General features: G+C 56.6%; 16 protein-coding genes. 3 read left to right on the top strand and 13 right to left on the bottom strand.

The window, feature by feature from the left end:
- Nucleotide 1: 1 nt before the first annotated feature.
- The 11 genes from phnK to AC2FAJ_RS19135 all read right to left on the bottom strand — a co-directional run bounded on the left by phnK (nt 2) and on the right by AC2FAJ_RS19135 (nt 8,085).
- Nucleotides 2-757 carry a phosphonate C-P lyase system protein PhnK gene (gene phnK / locus AC2FAJ_RS19185; RefSeq protein ID WP_045261067.1) on the bottom strand — a complete coding sequence of 252 codons (756 nt, stop codon included), beginning with the start codon at nt 755-757 and terminating at the stop codon, nt 2-4.
- Entirely contained in the window at nt 754-1,599 is an 846-nt protein-coding gene (gene phnJ, locus AC2FAJ_RS19180) for an alpha-D-ribose 1-methylphosphonate 5-phosphate C-P-lyase PhnJ (RefSeq protein WP_041911512.1), read from the bottom strand. Before phnJ ends, phnK begins: the two co-directional genes overlap by 4 nt.
- On the bottom strand, nt 1,592-2,656 hold the full coding sequence (locus AC2FAJ_RS19175) for a carbon-phosphorus lyase complex subunit (RefSeq protein ID WP_028015209.1): 1,065 nt from the start codon (nt 2,654-2,656) through the stop codon (nt 1,592-1,594). The genes phnJ and AC2FAJ_RS19175 overlap by 8 nt, the downstream gene beginning before the upstream one ends.
- Nucleotides 2,656-3,240, bottom strand: coding sequence for a phosphonate C-P lyase system protein PhnH (phnH, locus tag AC2FAJ_RS19170; protein ID WP_045630769.1), 585 nt, complete (start codon nt 3,238-3,240; stop codon nt 2,656-2,658). The genes AC2FAJ_RS19175 and phnH overlap by 1 nt, the downstream gene beginning before the upstream one ends.
- The gene (gene phnG / locus AC2FAJ_RS19165; RefSeq protein ID WP_485454422.1) at nt 3,237-3,689 is read right to left on the bottom strand and encodes a phosphonate C-P lyase system protein PhnG; all 453 of its coding nucleotides are present in this window, start codon (nt 3,687-3,689) and stop codon (nt 3,237-3,239) included. The genes phnH and phnG overlap by 4 nt, the downstream gene beginning before the upstream one ends.
- A complete protein-coding gene (gene phnF, locus AC2FAJ_RS19160) occupies nt 3,690-4,415 on the bottom strand; it encodes a phosphonate metabolism transcriptional regulator PhnF (protein WP_041911508.1) in 726 nt (241 codons plus the stop codon).
- Between the two features lie 20 nt (nt 4,416-4,435).
- Nucleotides 4,436-5,215, bottom strand: coding sequence for a phosphonate ABC transporter, permease protein PhnE (gene phnE / locus AC2FAJ_RS19155; RefSeq protein ID WP_485454421.1), 780 nt, complete (start codon nt 5,213-5,215; stop codon nt 4,436-4,438).
- Nucleotides 5,216-5,266: 51 nt separating this feature from the next.
- Entirely contained in the window at nt 5,267-6,283 is a 1,017-nt protein-coding gene (phnD, locus tag AC2FAJ_RS19150; protein ID WP_485454420.1) for a phosphonate ABC transporter substrate-binding protein, read from the bottom strand.
- Between the two features lie 23 nt (nt 6,284-6,306).
- Entirely contained in the window at nt 6,307-7,095 is a 789-nt protein-coding gene (gene phnC, locus AC2FAJ_RS19145; RefSeq protein WP_485454419.1) for a phosphonate ABC transporter ATP-binding protein, read from the bottom strand.
- 136 nt (nt 7,096-7,231) lie between these two features.
- The gene (gene yjdN / locus AC2FAJ_RS19140; protein ID WP_028015216.1) at nt 7,232-7,669 is read right to left on the bottom strand and encodes a VOC family metalloprotein YjdN; all 438 of its coding nucleotides are present in this window, start codon (nt 7,667-7,669) and stop codon (nt 7,232-7,234) included.
- Nucleotides 7,670-7,749: 80 nt separating this feature from the next.
- A complete protein-coding gene (locus tag AC2FAJ_RS19135) occupies nt 7,750-8,085 on the bottom strand; it encodes a zinc ribbon domain-containing protein YjdM (protein ID WP_028015217.1) in 336 nt (111 codons plus the stop codon).
- 593 nt (nt 8,086-8,678) lie between these two features.
- Here AC2FAJ_RS19135 and crfC point away from each other — a divergent pair.
- The gene (crfC, locus tag AC2FAJ_RS19130; protein WP_485454418.1) at nt 8,679-11,033 is read left to right on the top strand and encodes a clamp-binding protein CrfC; all 2,355 of its coding nucleotides are present in this window, start codon (nt 8,679-8,681) and stop codon (nt 11,031-11,033) included.
- The gene (locus AC2FAJ_RS19125; RefSeq protein ID WP_028015219.1) at nt 11,030-11,905 is read left to right on the top strand and encodes a diguanylate cyclase regulator RdcB family protein; all 876 of its coding nucleotides are present in this window, start codon (nt 11,030-11,032) and stop codon (nt 11,903-11,905) included. The genes crfC and AC2FAJ_RS19125 overlap by 4 nt, the downstream gene beginning before the upstream one ends.
- A 55-nt stretch (nt 11,906-11,960) precedes the next feature.
- Here the strand turns inward: AC2FAJ_RS19125 and kdgT are convergent, their stop codons facing one another.
- Entirely contained in the window at nt 11,961-12,953 is a 993-nt protein-coding gene (gene kdgT, locus AC2FAJ_RS19120; RefSeq protein ID WP_028015220.1) for a 2-keto-3-deoxygluconate transporter, read from the bottom strand.
- Between the two features lie 649 nt (nt 12,954-13,602).
- Between kdgT and proP the strand changes: the two genes are divergently transcribed.
- A complete protein-coding gene (gene proP, locus AC2FAJ_RS19115; RefSeq protein WP_485454417.1) occupies nt 13,603-15,105 on the top strand; it encodes a glycine betaine/L-proline transporter ProP in 1,503 nt (500 codons plus the stop codon).
- A 32-nt stretch (nt 15,106-15,137) separates the two neighbouring features.
- Here the strand turns inward: proP and AC2FAJ_RS19110 are convergent, their stop codons facing one another.
- Complete coding sequence (locus AC2FAJ_RS19110; RefSeq protein ID WP_048957488.1) at nt 15,138-16,091, bottom strand: nickel/cobalt transporter; 954 nt, start codon at nt 16,089-16,091, stop codon at nt 15,138-15,140.
- Between the last annotated feature and the right edge of the window lie 284 nt (nt 16,092-16,375).

The following is a 16,375-nucleotide window of genomic DNA, read 5'->3' as shown; positions in this document are numbered from 1 at the left end:
CTTAATTCTGTAATACCGAGGACACCAGCAGCTGGGTGTATGGATGATGCGGGTCGTCGAGCACGCGGTCGGTCAGCCCACTTTCCACCACCTGACCCTGCTTCATCACCAGCAGGCGATCCGCCAGCAGGCGCGCAACGCCCAGATCGTGGGTGACAATTACCACCGCCAGGTTCAGCTCCACCACCAGGCCGCGCAGCAGGTCGAGCAGGCGGGCCTGCACGGAGACGTCCAGCCCGCCGGTGGGTTCATCCATAAACACCAGCTTTGGATGAGTGACCAGATTGCGGGCAATTTGCAAACGCTGCTGCATACCGCCGGAAAAGGTGGTAGGCAGGTCGTCAATACGCGAGGCGGGGATCTCCACCTCCTCCAGCCAGTGCTGTGCGGTGGCGCGGATGTTGCCGTAGTGGCGCGCGCCGGTGGCCATCAGCCGTTCGCCGATATTGCCTCCTGCCGACACCTGACGGCGCAGGCCGTCCATCGGGTGCTGATGCACCACGCCCCACTCGGTGCGCAGCAGGCGACGGCGCTCGGCCTCGCTTATGTCGTAGAGGGAGCGTCCCTGATACAGGATCTCGCCGTGTTGCGGCGTCAGACGCGCGGAGATGGACTTCAGCAGGGTGGTTTTGCCGGAGCCGGACTCGCCGACAATGCCCAGCACTTCGCCCGGCCACAGCTCGAACGACACGTCGCTGAAGCCTTTTCCCGGCGCATAAAGGTGGGTCAGGTTATTAACCGAAAGCAGCGGTTTCATTGGCCGTTCGCCTCGCTCTGTTGGCGGCAGTAATCGGTGTCGGAGCAGACAAACATCCGTTTGCCCGTATCGTCCAGCACCACTTCATCGAGATAGCTGTGTTTGGATCCGCAGATGGCGCACGGCTCGTCCCACTCCTGCACCGTAAACGGGTGATCGTCGAAATCCAGGCTTTCGACACGCGTATACGGCGGTACGGCGTAGATGCGTTTTTCACGTCCGGCACCAAAGAGCTGCAGGGCAGGCATCATGTCCATCTTCGGGTTATCGAATTTTGGGATCGGCGACGGGTCCATGACGTAGCGCCCGTTGACCTTCACCGGGTAGGCGTAGGTGGTGGCGATATGGCCGAAGCGGGCGATATCTTCATACAGTTTGACCTGCATGATCCCGTACTCTTCCAGCGCGTGCATGGTGCGGGTTTCGGTTTCGCGCGGCTCGATAAAGCGCAGCGGCTCCGGGATCGGCACCTGGAAAATCAGAATCTGATCTTCCGTCAGCGGAGTCTCCGGAATGCGGTGGCGAGTCTGGATCAGCGTCGCGTCTTCGGTTTTTTCGGTGGTGTTGACGCCCGTCACGCGCTTAAAGAAGTTGCGGATCGACACGGCGTTGGTGGTATCGTCCGCGCCCTGGTCGATAACCTTCAGCACGTCCGCTTCGCCAATCACGCTGGCGGTGATCTGAATGCCGCCCGTGCCCCAGCCGTACGGCATCGGCATTTCACGGCCACCAAACGGCACCTGATAGCCCGGAATAGCCACCGCTTTTAAAATGGCGCGGCGGATCATGCGTTTAGTTTGCTCATCCAGATAGGCAAAGTTGTAGCCGCTTAAGTTAGCCATTGGCGCGCTCCCGTTGCAGGCGTTTCAGCAGTTCCAGTTCGGCCTGGAAATCGACGTAGTGCGGCAGCTTGAGGTGCGAGACAAAACCTGCGGCCTCGACGTTGTCCGCGTGGGCCAGCACGAACTCTTCGTCCTGCGCCGGGCCGGCAATGTGCTCGCCGTAGTCCGGCGCCTGCAGGGCGCGGTCAACCAGCGCCATCGCCATCGCTTTGCGCTCGCCGAGGCCAAACACCAGCCCGTAGCCGCGGGTAAAATGCGGGTCTTCATTCTCTGGCGCGACGAAACCGTTGACCATTTCGCACTCGGTCATCAGCAGTTCGCCGACGTTCACCGCAAAACCCAGCTCTTCCGGCACGATTTCGACGTCGAGATAGCCGCTGCGGATCTCTGCCGCGAACGGGTGGTTGCGCCCGTAGCCGCGCTGTGTGGAGTAGGCCAGCGCCAGCAGATACCCTTCGTCGCCGCGCATCAGCTGTTGCAGGCGGGACGAGCGTGAGCACGGGTAGACCGGCGGCGTGCGGGTGACGTCGTCCGGCGTGGCGCCAGTGTCTTCTTCCGCTTTCGCCAGCCCCTGGTTTGCCAGCAGGCTGAAGACGTGCGGAGACGGTTCCTGTTCGACGTCTGAAGTGCTGAGTGTTGGGGCTTCGCCGTTCGCCAGCAGCGTGAAGTCCAACAGACGATGGGTGTAGTCGTAAGTCGGGCCAAGCAGCTGGCCGCCGGGAATGTCTTTGTACACCGCTGAAATACGGCGCTCTAAACGCATTTCCGCCGTGTTCACCGGCTCGCTGACTGCCAGACGGGGAACGGTGGTGCGCCAGGCGCGCAGCAGGAAGATGGCTTCCACGTTATCGCCGCTGGCCTGCTTCAGCGCCAGCGCTGCAAGCTCGCGGTCAGCAACGCCGCCCTCGGTCATCACACGGTCAACCGCGAGGTTAAGCTGTTGCTCAATCTGGGCGACGCTCAGCTCGGGAAGCTGTTCATCGCCCCGGCGTCTGTGCTCCTGTAAGGCATGAGCGGCGGCGATCGCCTTTTCGCCTCCTTTGACGGCAACGTACATCAGCACACCTCCACGTGGGTAGTCCGCGGGATTGCCAGCAGGCGCTCGCCGCAGGTCAGGATCAGGTCAATGCCGAGCGGGAACGGGTGCGGGCGCTCGGTCAGCTCATGGATGATGCACTCCGGTAGCTGGGGCGCGACCATCCGCTCGTCGGCGATGCCTGCGCCCGTCAGGCGAAGCATGCGGCCACCGCTCAGGCTGGAGACCTGCAAAATCAGCGTGGCGCTGGTTTCCGGTGCGACGGCGCTGCCTTCGCTCAGGGCGTTAAGCTGTTCATGGCTGATCTGTTCGTCGGCCACGGCAAAGACCGCCTGCTGGGGCTGATCGACCAGCGGCGCGCTGGTGTGAAAGCGCAGGTTCTGGCTGGCGATATCGTTCAGCAATGCGCCTGACAGCCATACCGGGGTGTCGTTGTCCGCCAGCGTCAGCAGCACGCTGGTAGAGGCGAGGTTCAGCGGCAGCCAGCCCTGCGAGAGCTGGTGCAAGGAAACAATCACCCCCGGCTCGCTCATGGCCTTCAGCAGGCGACGGAAACTCTGTTGGGCATCCTGGACGGCCAGGGTAAAAGCAGGTTGAAGCGTCATGCGTTGTCTCCGCGAACGAGCGTAAAGAAGTCGACCCGGCTGGTGTTCACTTCGGCCTGACGCGCGGCAAGGCGTGCGGCGCGGTCGGCTTCCAGCGGGGCAATAAGGGTTTCCATTAACGTCTGGAAATGCGGGTGTTCCTGTAAAAGCGCGTCGATCACCGCGCAGCGCTCGGCGTGCGTTTTGTCTCGCCCAAGTACGTAGCTATAACCCAGCGTGCCGCTGTTAAGGCGGATAGCCGCGCGGGTGAGGGTGGCATCGCCGGCGAAGAAGCGCTCGCCGGTGCCGCCCATGCGTGCCTGGACCTGCACCAGGCCGATCTCCGGCGCGCGGATCGTGTCGTAGTCCGGCGTCAGGCCGAGTGCGTTCATGCGGGCGGCCAGCGCAGCAGGCTGGCTATGGGCCAGCACGCGCATCCAGCGCTGTCGGGTGGAGGTGTCGAAGTGCATTCAGTGCTCCATGGTGAATTCAATCATGTCGGCGCGGGTCAGGCTGACGGAGTATTCCGTCGCGTTGATCTCGCCGTCACGGTGGTTGAGGGTGCGCACGCAGAGCAGCGGGGCCATGTTGGGGATCTCCAGCACCTTGCTCTCTTTCGCCTGTGCACGGCGGGCGCTGATGCGCGTCTGGGTGCGTTTGAGCGCGATACCCGTCGCGTCCTGAAGGAAATCATGCAGGGAACCGCTGGCGAAATGTTGCAGCACTGGCCAGAGGGTGAGGTCCGCGAAGTAGTGGTCGATCTGGCAGACCGCCACGCCGTTGACCCGGCGCAACGTGCGCAGGTGTACGACGTTGTCACCCTCCTGAATCCCGAGCGCATCCGCCACGTGGCGGGAGGCCGGGCGCAGTACCGAGAGCAGCTTTTCGCTGGTTGGATGGCTACCCTGATCAAGCAGATTCTGGCTAAAACGCGCCTGGGCGTTGAGCGGGTAGTCAAACGGGCGCATCAGCACCAGCACGCCGACGCCCTGACGGCGCTGGACCCAGCCGCGCTCCACCAGCTGGTCAATGGCGCGGCGCAGAGTGTGGCGGTTCACCTCGTAGCGGTCGGCAAGCTGCTGCTCGGCGGGCAGGTAGTCTCCGCAGCGGTAATGTGTACGCAGCTCCACTTCGAGCCTGGCCGCAATCTCTTGCCAGCGGGTAGGGTAACTGGTCGGATGTCTGGATAAGTGCATACCAATCAAAGCCTCGCTAATCAGATGAAGTGCTTACGCAAGCGTTGAGAGAGGAAATCCAGCAGGCTGACGGTGACGATGATGAGCACCATCAGAGCGCAGGTTTGCTGGAACTGGAAACCGCGAATCGCTTCCCACAGGGTGACGCCAATCCCGCCTGCGCCCACCATACCGACCACGGTGGCGGAGCGAACGTTGGACTCGAAGCGGTATAGGGAGTAGGAGATCAGCAGCGGCATCACCTGCGGCAGGACGCCGTAGAGGATCTCTTCGATTTTGTTGGCGCCGGTTGCGCGAATACCTTCCACCGGGCCGGGCTCGATGGCTTCGACCGCTTCCGAGAGCAGCTTGGAGAGCACGCCGGTGGTGTGGATGAACAGCGCCATCACGCCGGCGAACGGACCCAGGCCAACGGCGACCACGAACAGCATCGCAAAGACCATTTCGTTGGTGGCGCGACAGGCGTCCATCAGGCGACGCATCGGCTGGTAAACCCACCACGGTACGATGTTTTCGGCGCTCATCAGGCCGAACGGAATGGAGAGAACGACGGCGAGGGCGGTGCCCCAGACGGCGATTTGCAGGGTGATGGCCATTTCGCTGAGGTAGTCCTGCCACTGGCTGAAATCCGGCGGGAAGAAGTCGGCGGCGAAGGTCGCCATGTTGCCGGAATCTTTGAAGAGCAGCAGCGGATCCATCTCCGCGCCCTTCCAGGAGATAACGAGTACCGCCAGCAGGATGGCCCAGCTTATGAGCGAGAACCAGCTGCGCTTCGGCGGCGGGAGGGTGATGGTTTGCATGTTGGCTCCTTAATCTGTTCTCCCTCTCCCTCAAGGGAGAGGGGACTTGTGTTACTGCACCGCTTTATTCACGCTCGTCATCGCACCCAGCGCGGCGGTCAGGCGGTCGAGGTCTTCCAGCTGGGCCTGGATTTCAGAGACTTTGCTGGTCTTCTCCTCTTCCTTCAGCCCTTTGTTGTCCTTCGCGGCCTGCATCTGCTTAAACAGCGCCAGCTGGCGAATCGGGACCAGCTGCAGATCGCTGGACGCGCGGAACGGTGCCCAGCCCAGACGTTCCAGAACCGCTTTCTCTTCCGGCGTTTTGCCGTAGTTCATAAAGAAGTCGTAGACCTTGTCCTTGGTGCTTTCGGAGAGGTTTTTGCGCCAGACGATCGGGTCGCCGGGGATCAGCGGGGATTTCCAGATGACCTTCAGCTCTTTCAGCTTGTCCGGCGCGGAGGTTTTCAGCTTGTCGAGGTTTTCGGTGTTATTGGTGGCAACGTCCACCTGCTTGTTCGCCACGGCCAGCGCGTTGGTTTCGTGGCTGGCGTTGACGGTGCGCTTAAAGTCGCTGGCGGAGATGTTGTTTTTCGCGAAGACGTAGTAGCCAGGGACGAGGAAGCCGGAGGTGGAGTTCGGATCGCCGTTGCCAAAGGTCAGATCTTTGCGTTTGGCGATCATGTCGTTGAGGTTGTTGATCGGGCTGTCTTTGTTGACGATCAGCACGCTCCAGTATCCTGGAGAACCATCTGCCGCAACGGTCTGGGCAAAGACCTGACCGTTGGCGCGGTCCACCGCTTCCATGGCGGAAAGGTTGCCGTACCAGGCGATGTCCACTTTGTTAAAGCGCATCCCCTGAATGATGCCCGCGTAGTCCGGGGCGAAGAAGGCGTTCACTTTGATCCCCAGTTTGGTTTCCATATCTTTCAGGAACGGTTCCCACTGCGGCTTCAGGTTTTGCTGTGATTCCGTTGAAATGATGCCAAAGTTCAACGCTTTTTCCTGCTCTTCGGCGTACGCCGGACTTAACAGGGTGCTGATGCTGAACATGCTGGTGAAGGCCAGCGCGGCAACGGCTTTGTAGTTCATTTCCATTCCTCGTTATCGGGGCGTTAAGCAGCCTGCGCGCGTTCTTCGACGCGGTTTACGCTGCGGTAGAGATGGTCAAAACGTTCGTTATCAAACTGGTGGCTGGCGCCATCGAAGAACACGTGTCCCTGACGCAGGGCGACGATGCGCTCGCAGTAGCGCAGGGCGTAATCCACCTGATGCAGCGTCACCACCACGGTGATGCCGTCGTTCTGGTTGATGTCGCGCAGGGTTTCCAACACGATGCGGGCCGACTCCGGATCCAGCGAGGCGATGGGCTCATCGGCCAGAATGATTTTGGCTTTCTGCATCAGGGCGCGGGCGATAGCGACGCGCTGCTGCTGCCCGCCGGACAGCGTGGACACGCGCTGGTGGGCGAAGTGCGCCATGCCGACGCGGGTCAGCGCCTGTAACGCTTCCTGCTTCTGTGATGGGGAGAACCAGCGCAGGCAGGTGCGCCAGAACGGGGTGCTGCCGAGCGCGCCAATCAGCACGTTCTCCAGCACCGTCAGGCGGTTCACCAGGTTGAACTGCTGAAAGATATAGCCCGTCCGGGCGCGGCTTTTGCGAATATCGCTCGCCAGACGGCCCGCATGCTGCACGGTGTTACCCAGCAGCTCGACGCGGCTTTCCGGCGTTTTATCGCAGGTAATAAGGCCGCTTAAGTGACGCAGAAGGGTGGATTTTCCTGAACCGGACGGCCCCAGCAGCGCCACCATTTCGCCCTGCTGGACGCTCAGATCAACGGCATGCAGCGCCTTGTTGTGATTGAAGGTCTTGCTCAGTTTCTCGACGCGGATGACAGTGTGCATGTGCTGGGCCTCACGATAAATGTGGCCTCATGCTGGCGCATCAATATGACATTTGGGTTAAGTGCAGGTTGCGGGAGTTTGAAGAGTTGAGGGGAGTTTGATGACAGGCGGAGGCAGACCGCCCACCGCCCGAAAATTAGTGCTGCTGCTTAACGACGTTAATCATCCACGGCACGCCGTACTTGTCGGTGACCTTACCGAAGCCGTGCGCCCAGAAGGTTTCCTGCCAGGCCATGTCGATATTCCCGCCATCGGCAAGGTTGTCGAACCAGCGCTTGCCTTCTGACACATCCTGCGTGTCGAGCACCAGCGTGAAGCCCGCGTACTGTGCGCTGCTGCCCGGCGGCAGCCCGTCGCTCATCATGATATCGCTGCCCGCAATGCGAACGTTGGAGTGAGCGATAGCCGAATCCGGAAACTGCATGCCGGACGGACAGCCTTCTTCGCTGTTATCGCTTTTTGGCATTTCGCCGAAGGTGATTTTATAGAGGAGTTCTGCGCCGACGGCCTGCTGATAGAAGGCGGTAGCCTCTGCACAGTTGCCGGCAAAAGAGATGTAGGGACTTAACGGCATAATCTTTACCTCACGTAAGAAAAGCCCGTTAAGTGTAGTTCCCGAAAGCCCGGTAAGCGAAGCGCTACCGGGCGGGTAAATCAGTTCTTTTTCACGAACTCGGATTTCAGTTTCATCGGACCGAAGCCGTCAATTTTACAATCGATATTATGATCGCCTTCCACCAGACGGATATTCTTCACTTTGGTGCCGATCTTCAGCATGGAAGAGCTACCTTTCACCTTAAGATCTTTCACCACGGTGACGCTGTCGCCATCCGCCAGCAGATTACCGTTGGCATCTTTGACGACCAGCGCATCAGCGTCCTGCGCTGGCTCGGCATCATTCCATTCGTGTGCACATTCCGGGCAGATGAACATGCCATTATCTTCGTATGTGTATTCAGAATTGCATTTTGGGCAGTGTGGGAGTTGCATGTCGGTATCCTCAAAAGTGTTAACGCGCTGGAAAGTGCCAGCTAAATGACGGCAGAGTGCCGAAAAAGGCGGCAAGTATAACGCAAATCCACACTTTTGTCGGTGCTATTGTGAATTTAAAAAACGCAGAAAATGTGTTGCGAGTGACACTTACTGTCAGTCAGCTAAGCGATGCTAACGTCATTAACACGGTGGAAAGAGAAGTCGCTAAATATATCGAATATTTTATTGCGGCAAATTGCTACGCACCTTCATTTCGGATAAGGTGAAGCAACGCATTGTTATTTATCTTCGAACTTTACTGCCATGCATTTCTTATGTTGGCGGCCTATCCCTCTCTTTTTAGGTGGGTAAATAATGATGATATATCCTGAAGCTTCTTAAAATGGGCCAGGCTTTTTATCTTTTGGCTTTCAGGCCTTGAGGAGAGCTTTACACGCCATGCAGGGATAGCCATTTATTTCTGATTATCTTCAATTAGTTATATTTTGGTGAACATGTTTTCCACACGTGATCATATAAGCCTGAACATCATAATTAATACAAGTGGCTTAATAAAAGTAATAAATTTGCGTTAAGGAAAGGCTTTTATCATGCACACACAGACCATTTTTGAATTAAGTCAGGAAGCTGAGCGTTTGTTACAGCTTGCCCTGCAAAATCTCGATACCCTGAAATCAATGCCGACAGCGAAGCTGGAGAGCACGACGGCTGCTATTACAGGTGAAAAGAACAACGTGCTGCCTTTGCATTTTAGTGCGCGAGGCGTCGAAGCGCAGCAGGCAACGCTGAATAATGAATTACGCAAAATAACACGTCTGGAAATGGTTCTGGCTATCGTTGGCACGATGAAAGCGGGGAAATCGACCACCATTAATGCCATTGTGGGTACCGAAGTGTTGCCGAACCGCAACCGCCCAATGACGGCGCTGCCTACGCTGATCCGTCATACGCCAGGCCAAAAAGAGCCGGTGCTCCACTTCTCACATGTCTCTCCTATTGATGATTTGATTCACCTGCTGCAGAAAAAGCTTGGCGATTACGATCGCGGCAAGCTGGCTCTGCAACTGGAAATTGATAAGGACATGAATACGCTGCTGGAGCGTATTGAGAAAGGCGAGGCCTTTGAAAAGCATCATCTCGGGGCGCAGCCAATATTTCATTGCCTGAAAAGTCTCAATGACCTGGTGAGGCTCTCCCAGGCGCTGGGCGTGGCGTTTCCGTTCTCCGAATACGCGGCCATCGAACATATTCCGGTGATTGAAGTGGAGTTCGTGCATCTTGCGGGTTTGGATGCGCACCTCGGGCAACTGACGCTGCTCGATACCCCCGGCCCCAATGAGGCCGGACAACCGCATCTGCAAAAAATGCTTAGCGAACAGCTAGCCCGCGCGTCGGCGGTGCTGGCGGTGATGGATTATACCCAGCTTAAATCTATTTCTGATGAAGAGGTCCGTCAGGCTATTTCGGTTGCGGGGAAATCAGTGCCTCTGTATGCGCTGGTGAATAAATTCGACCAGAAGGATCGCAATAGCGACGATGAAGAGCAGGTCAGGGCGATGATCTCCGGTACCTTAATGAAAGGCACTATTTCGCCTGGCCAGATCTACCCTGTTTCCTCTATGTGGGCGTATCTGGCAAACCGCGCCCGCAACGAGATGAATGCCCGTGGACGCCTGCCGGATCATCAGGAGCAGCCCTGGGTGCAGGATTTTGCCGAAGCCGCACTCGGACGCCGCTGGCGTTCGGCGGACCTGGACGATATAAACCATATCCGTCACGCAGCCGATTTGCTCTGGGAAGATTCGCTGTTTGAACAGCCGATACGCAAACTGATTTACGCCGCCTATGCCAATGCCTCGCTATTCGCGCTGCGCTCGGCCTCGCATAAGCTGCTCAACTACGCGCAAAATGCCCGGGAGTATCTCGACTTCCGCTATCAGGGGCTGACGGTGGCCTTTGAGGGGCTGGAACTGAACATCGCGCGTCTTGAAGAGGATATGGCGCAGCTGCAGACGCGCCAGAGCGCGGTGAGCGATGAGGTGAAACATGAAGTTGACCAGGCGCTGAACGCGACTGCGGACTTTATGGAGGCCGAAAAATCGGCGCTTCACCAGGCAGTGGGCCATGTTTTCAGCCGTCAAAATATTCTTGCTTTGGCAGGCATTGAGCGACTGAATCGCCGCAGTGACGAACTGCAAGAGCGGGAACCGCTGGTTCTGGATGATGAAGGTCAGGCGCAGATCGTCCTGAGTAAAATTCGCTCCTCCTGTGAACTCATCATGCTGGATGCGCAGGCAAAAATCGCCCGGGAGCTGGCGTTACGCTTCGATCAGCTGGAATCTACGCTGGCGCGCTCGCTGAATGACGCTATCCGCCCCATTGAAACGCGTATAAAAGAGCATCTGAGCCATGCCGGCTTCCGGGCGCGGATCAGCTTCCCCGCTTTTCAGGCAAACCAGCTTGACTTCAATACGCGGGCACTGTTTAACGATGCCATTGCACAGGATAACCGCCCGGCAGGTCAACTTTCCGCCGGGAGCAGTATGCGTGAAACCGTTTCGCGTTGGCTCAATAATCCGGGCTGGGGCTGGGATGAGTACGTGGTCACGCGCACGCACTATGTTATCGACATTGCGCAACTGCATGACAAATTTAAGCAACATATTGATCAGTTTTGTGAACAAATACGTAAAGCTTTGTCCGCGCAGGTCGATGTCTCTGTTACGGCCGGAATGGCGACGTTCTTTGCAGAATTTTCGTTATGCCTGACCGGGTTACAGGAAAGCTTGCGTGATAGCCTCGCAGTGCGTCAACAAAATGAGCATTCAACCCGAGCGCTCAGCCAGCTGTTGAAGCAAAGCATTACGACTGCGACGTGGATTCAGGAAGACACCCGACTGTTACGCGATGACATTCAAACTCTATTCGCAGCAGAGCAACCATGACAACACAGCTACTGGACGGTCCCGGGCGGACGCTGGAGTGTATTCATCCCAGGTTTATGGTCGATCTTGTGCAGGGCGTGGACGCGGCGCGCCATCCCCATCTGGGGCCGCAGCAGCTGCAGTTTCGTGAACGTTTGACTCAGGAGATCATGACGCATACCCGGCTACGGCCCTGGGCGATGGCGGGAATGCTTAACGAGAACGCGGCCCTGCGCCTGGGGCTGGCGGAAAAACTCGCCGGCATGTTGGATCCAGGCCATCTTGCGCTGACGCTGATGGCCGATAAACTGACTGCACTGTGCCAGCAGGCTCACCTGCGCGCTCAGCCATCTCCCGGCCTGCTTGAACAGTATGCGGAGCTCTCCTCTCATTTTACCCAACGTGCCGCCTATAAAGAAAAGGCGCTGACCCAGCGTGGACTGACGGTACAGGCGGGCGAGCACAGTGAACAAATTTTCACCCGCTGGCGAGCCGGTCACTATGATGGCTGGTCTTTGGCCGGGCGCTGCTTCATTGTTCTGGAAGAGCTGCGCTGGGGAGCATTTGGCGATGCCTGCCGTCTGGCGAACAACGATGTGTCGGCAATGCTCAAGGATAATTTACGCAGCATGGCCGCCAACTACCTCGCGCAGGGCATCAATGCGTCTCCCACAACGCGCCATTTCTATCATCAATGGCTGACCACACCCGCTTCTGCGGGTTTAATCGATCACAAAGACATGCTGGGCTGGCTGGGCGACTGGTGTCAGGCGGATATACACCCGGTGAGTTGGTCAGTGACGCAAAACTGGCAGACCGTCGCGCTGGGTATGCCGAGGCTGTGTTCGGCAAAACGGCTGGTGGATGCAATGGTGGAAGAGATTTTTGGTTGAACCCCTCATCCTGACCCTCTCCCCCCAGGGGAGAGAGGATGGCTGGCGCGGTGTGTTAGTGATTCATTTCTATCGGTTTCGGTTCAGGCGGGATCTCTTGCACATTTCCGTAGCGTTTCGCGTATAGCGCCGTGATGATGGGCACCAGGATTGCGGTGACAATCACGCTGGCGGCAACCAGTGCCGTCGCGGACGCGGCCACCGGTTCGAAGGCCGGGTTAATCTGGGCGATAATCACCGGGTTTGCAACGGCAGCGCCTGCGGCTGAAGAGGCGGCGACGCCCGCCGTGCCGTTTCCTCCCCCGATTACGCGGTCAGCAATGATCAGCGGAATACCGGTGATGATGATAACCGCGACACCCAGCACAATCCCCAGCAGTCCCGTATCCAGAATCACGTTCAGGTTGATGGTGTTACCCAGCGCAAAGCCAAAGAATGGGATCAGCACCGGCGTGGCTTTGCTGAAGAAATCACGCAGATCGTGATCCAGATTGCCCAGCGCGAAGCCGATCAGGAATGGCAGGATCGCGCCGACAAAATGATGGGGCTCAAAAGAAGCCAGGCCAGCGGACCCCAGGATCAGCATCGTCATGAGCGGGCCGGACTCCAGAGACATCAAAACAAACGCGCCGGACTCCTCTTTGGTTCCGTACTGGTTCATCAGGCTGGCATACAGCCCGCCGTTGGTCATGTCCATCGCCGAGACAATCGCCAGGACGGATAACCCGGCGAAGAAACCGGTCTGAATTCCATTTTCAGGAATGAACATCGCGCATATCATTGCGACCACCCAGGCAACCGCTATTTTGGTTATCACCAGCGTTCCGGATTTGCGTAATACGGTACCGGTTGCCCGCAAATTAATGGATGCGCCGATACAAAAGAACCAGACCGCCAGGATGGGAACGGTACCCGTAATCATCCCCTTTGTGAAACCACCAAAATAAGCCCCGGTTTCAGGTGCTAATGTATTCAGAATAGCACCGAGTACCAGCGGCACCAGCATCATACCCCCCGGTATGCGTTCTATCGTGGCTTTAATCTTCATCTCTAACCCTCACAATTTCGCCTCTCATGGTGAGCGGCAGGTGCGAATAAAAAAATCAATAAATTCAATCTGATGAAGGGTGCTCTTGATGATTGGTTTGTGATAACCCTGCACCGAAATTCAGTTAGCGCTCTCGTTTCCTCTCGTCAGAAAACATGCGTCGCTATGTTTCAGGAATTATCATGCGATCGATGGAATATTGATTCAATGAAAATAAAACGGTGTTTTAGTTATCTTCATCACATATTGAATGTAAACTTTACGGCGCGTTGTGAGAGCTGAAAATTTATGTAAATCTCTTGTAAAAAATATGGCTTTTTATTCTGTTGGGAAAAGAAAAAAGATGAGGGCGAAAATGGGGGCTCTGGAAGGTTGAGAAAGTACTTATTTGCGGAAGTTGACAAAAACTGTCTTCACCTGACGCAGTATAAATATATGTGTGAAGTTGATCACAAATATAAACGCTGGTAGGGTAAAAAGGTCATTAACTGCCCAGGCAGGCGTCAACAGGTTCGGTTGTATCGACGGAAAACGTCAATGTAAGTAAACCTGCTACGCTTGAAGATGGAGGTTCGCACGGAGCGGATCTCGGGTTCACAGAGTGCGAGTTGGCTGTGGAACGGACAGGGCTAAGTCTACGAGGAAAGCTATGCTAAGAAGGAAAAAGGTTAAACCCATTACGCTTCGCGACGTCACCATTATTGATGACGCTAAACTGCGTAAAGCGATCACCGCCGCCTCGCTCGGTAATGCGATGGAATGGTTCGATTTCGGTGTTTACGGCTTTGTTGCCTATGCATTAGGTAAAGTGTTCTTCCCCGGTGCTGACCCAAGCCTGCAGATGATTGCCGCGCTGGGTACATTCTCCGTTCCTTTCCTGATCCGCCCGCTGGGTGGTCTGTTCTTCGGTATGCTCGGTGACAAATACGGTCGCCAGAAAATACTCGCTATCACCATTGTCATTATGTCGATCAGTACGTTCTGTATCGGCCTAATACCGTCCTATGCCACGATCGGCATCTGGGCACCTATTCTGCTGTTGCTCTGTAAGATGGCGCAGGGCTTCTCCGTCGGGGGCGAGTATACCGGGGCGTCGATCTTCGTCGCGGAGTATTCCCCTGACCGTAAGCGCGGCTTCATGGGCAGCTGGCTGGACTTCGGTTCGATTGCCGGGTTTGTGATGGGTGCGGGCGTCGTGGTTCTGATTTCAACCGTGGTCGGTGAGGAGAACTTCCTCGACTGGGGCTGGCGTATCCCGTTCTTTATCGCGCTCCCGCTGGGTATTATCGGTCTTTACCTGCGACATGCGCTGGAAGAGACACCTGCGTTCCAGCAGCACGTTGAGAAACTGGAGCAGGGCGACCGCGAAGGGTTGCAGGACGGCCCGAAAGTGTCCTTTAAAGAGATTGCGACAAAGCACTGGCGCAGCCTGCTGACCTGTATTGGTCTGGTGATTTCCACCAACGTCACTTACTACATGCTGCTGACCTACATGCCGAGCTATCTGTCGCATAACCTGCACTACTCGGAAGATCACGGCGTACTGATTATTATCGCCATCATGGTGGGTATGCTGTTTGTACAGCCGATTATGGGTCTGCTGAGCGACCGCTTTGGCCGTCGACCGTTTATCATCCTGGGTAGCGTAGCGCTGTTCGCGCTGGCGATCCCGGCGTTTATTCTGATCAACAGTAACGTGCTGGGTCTGATTTTCGCGGGTCTGCTGATGCTGGCGGTGATCCTGAACTGCTTTATCGGGGTGATGGCATCCACATTACCTGCGATGTTCCCGACGCACATTCGTTATAGTGCGCTGGCGGCGGCGTTCAACATCTCCGTCCTGATTGCCGGCCTGACGCCTACGCTTGCCGCCTCTCTGGTGGAAAGCACGCAGAACCTGATGATGCCTGCCTACTACCTGATGGTTATTGCGCTAGTCGGCCTGGCGACCGGCCTGACCATGAAGGAGACGGCGAACCGTCCTCTGAAAGGGGCGACGCCTGCGGCATCTGATATTCAGGAAGCGAAAGAAATCCTGCGCGAGCATTACGATAACGTTGAGCAGAAAATTGAGGATATCGACGCAGAGATTGAAGAGCTGCAGAAGAAACGCTCCCGTCTTGTTGATCAACATCCACGCATTAACGAGTAATAAAAAACCCGCCGTTGGCGGGTTTTCTTTTATTAGCATCCGGCGGCGATGTAGTCGCCGTTGGCGCTAATGGGGATGACGGTCAGGAACAGGACGGTCGCGAACAGGATCAGGATGATACCTCCGGCAATTTTAACTGCCGGCACCAGCCATCTGAACGCGCTATCTCCCCCGAACCATGCCACCGTGCGTTCACGGGCATAACGAACCGCCAGTGATAGCCCCATAATAGCGAGTGCCGTACCTAAAGACATGGTCATAACGGCCGCCATTCCCCAGGTGACAATGCCCAGCGCGTTCGAAAACATCAGAATCATGATTGCACCGCTGCACGGACGTGCGCCAATCGCCAGAATAACGCCCAGACGCGTTTTCCAGTCACCTTGTGTCAGATCTGCGCCCACGCCGTGATGACCACAGCCACAGTGTTCATCGTGCTGATGAAGGGGAGTGATGGCTGAGATCCTCATTCTTTGAGGCCGCAGGCTTTTCAGCGCCTGGTAAATGATGAAAGCACCAAACGCGCCAATCAGCACGGCGCTTATCTTCTCGACATACCAGCGGCTGGTGCTGATATCCCCTGACGCGAGGTTAAATCCTACTGCCAGAATAAAGACAAACAGAATGGCGCTGACGCCCTGCATCAGGCTGCCAAGAAAGGGAACGGTGCGTGCGGCCAGTTCGCTCTCCTTATTTGTGCTCAGGTAGGTTGTCACGATGAACTTCCCGTGCCCCGGCCCGATGGCGTGAAGGACGCCATAAAAGAAAGCGCCTGTTAAGAGCCATAATCCACCGCTGTACTGGTTGTTATTAAGCTGCAGTAGATACATCACCAGATAACGGTGCAGCGTAATCTGCGTGGCAAGGCACCACTGGATAAAGGCGTTCCAATGCGTATGCAGCGTAAAAGCGGCGAAGAGGATGGTCAGCAGCATCAATCCGGCCGTAGGGAGGCGCCAGTCGCGAGGCAGGCGTTGTGTATTCATCAGGGGGAGCTCTGCGGAGAAGAATATTTGCCGCTAGTATAGTTGATCTTCTCTTTCAGTTCGCAGGATCGCATCAGGATCTTGCTGTAATTGTGGATAAGTCTGTGCGTAAAAGGGTATAAGGCGGGGTTTTGCTGGGGAATACAGCAGTCAGTCATTTTTTTGCAACTTTTCTGTTGCGGGCTGCGGAGAACTCCCTATAATGCGCCTCCATCGACACGGCGGATGTGAATCACTTCACAGTTAACCCGGTCGGTTGAAGAGAAAAAATCCTGAAATAACGG

This window comes from Enterobacter cloacae complex sp. 385G4 (assembly GCF_057320665.1).
This window is presented reverse-complemented; position numbering and strand designations above follow the sequence as displayed.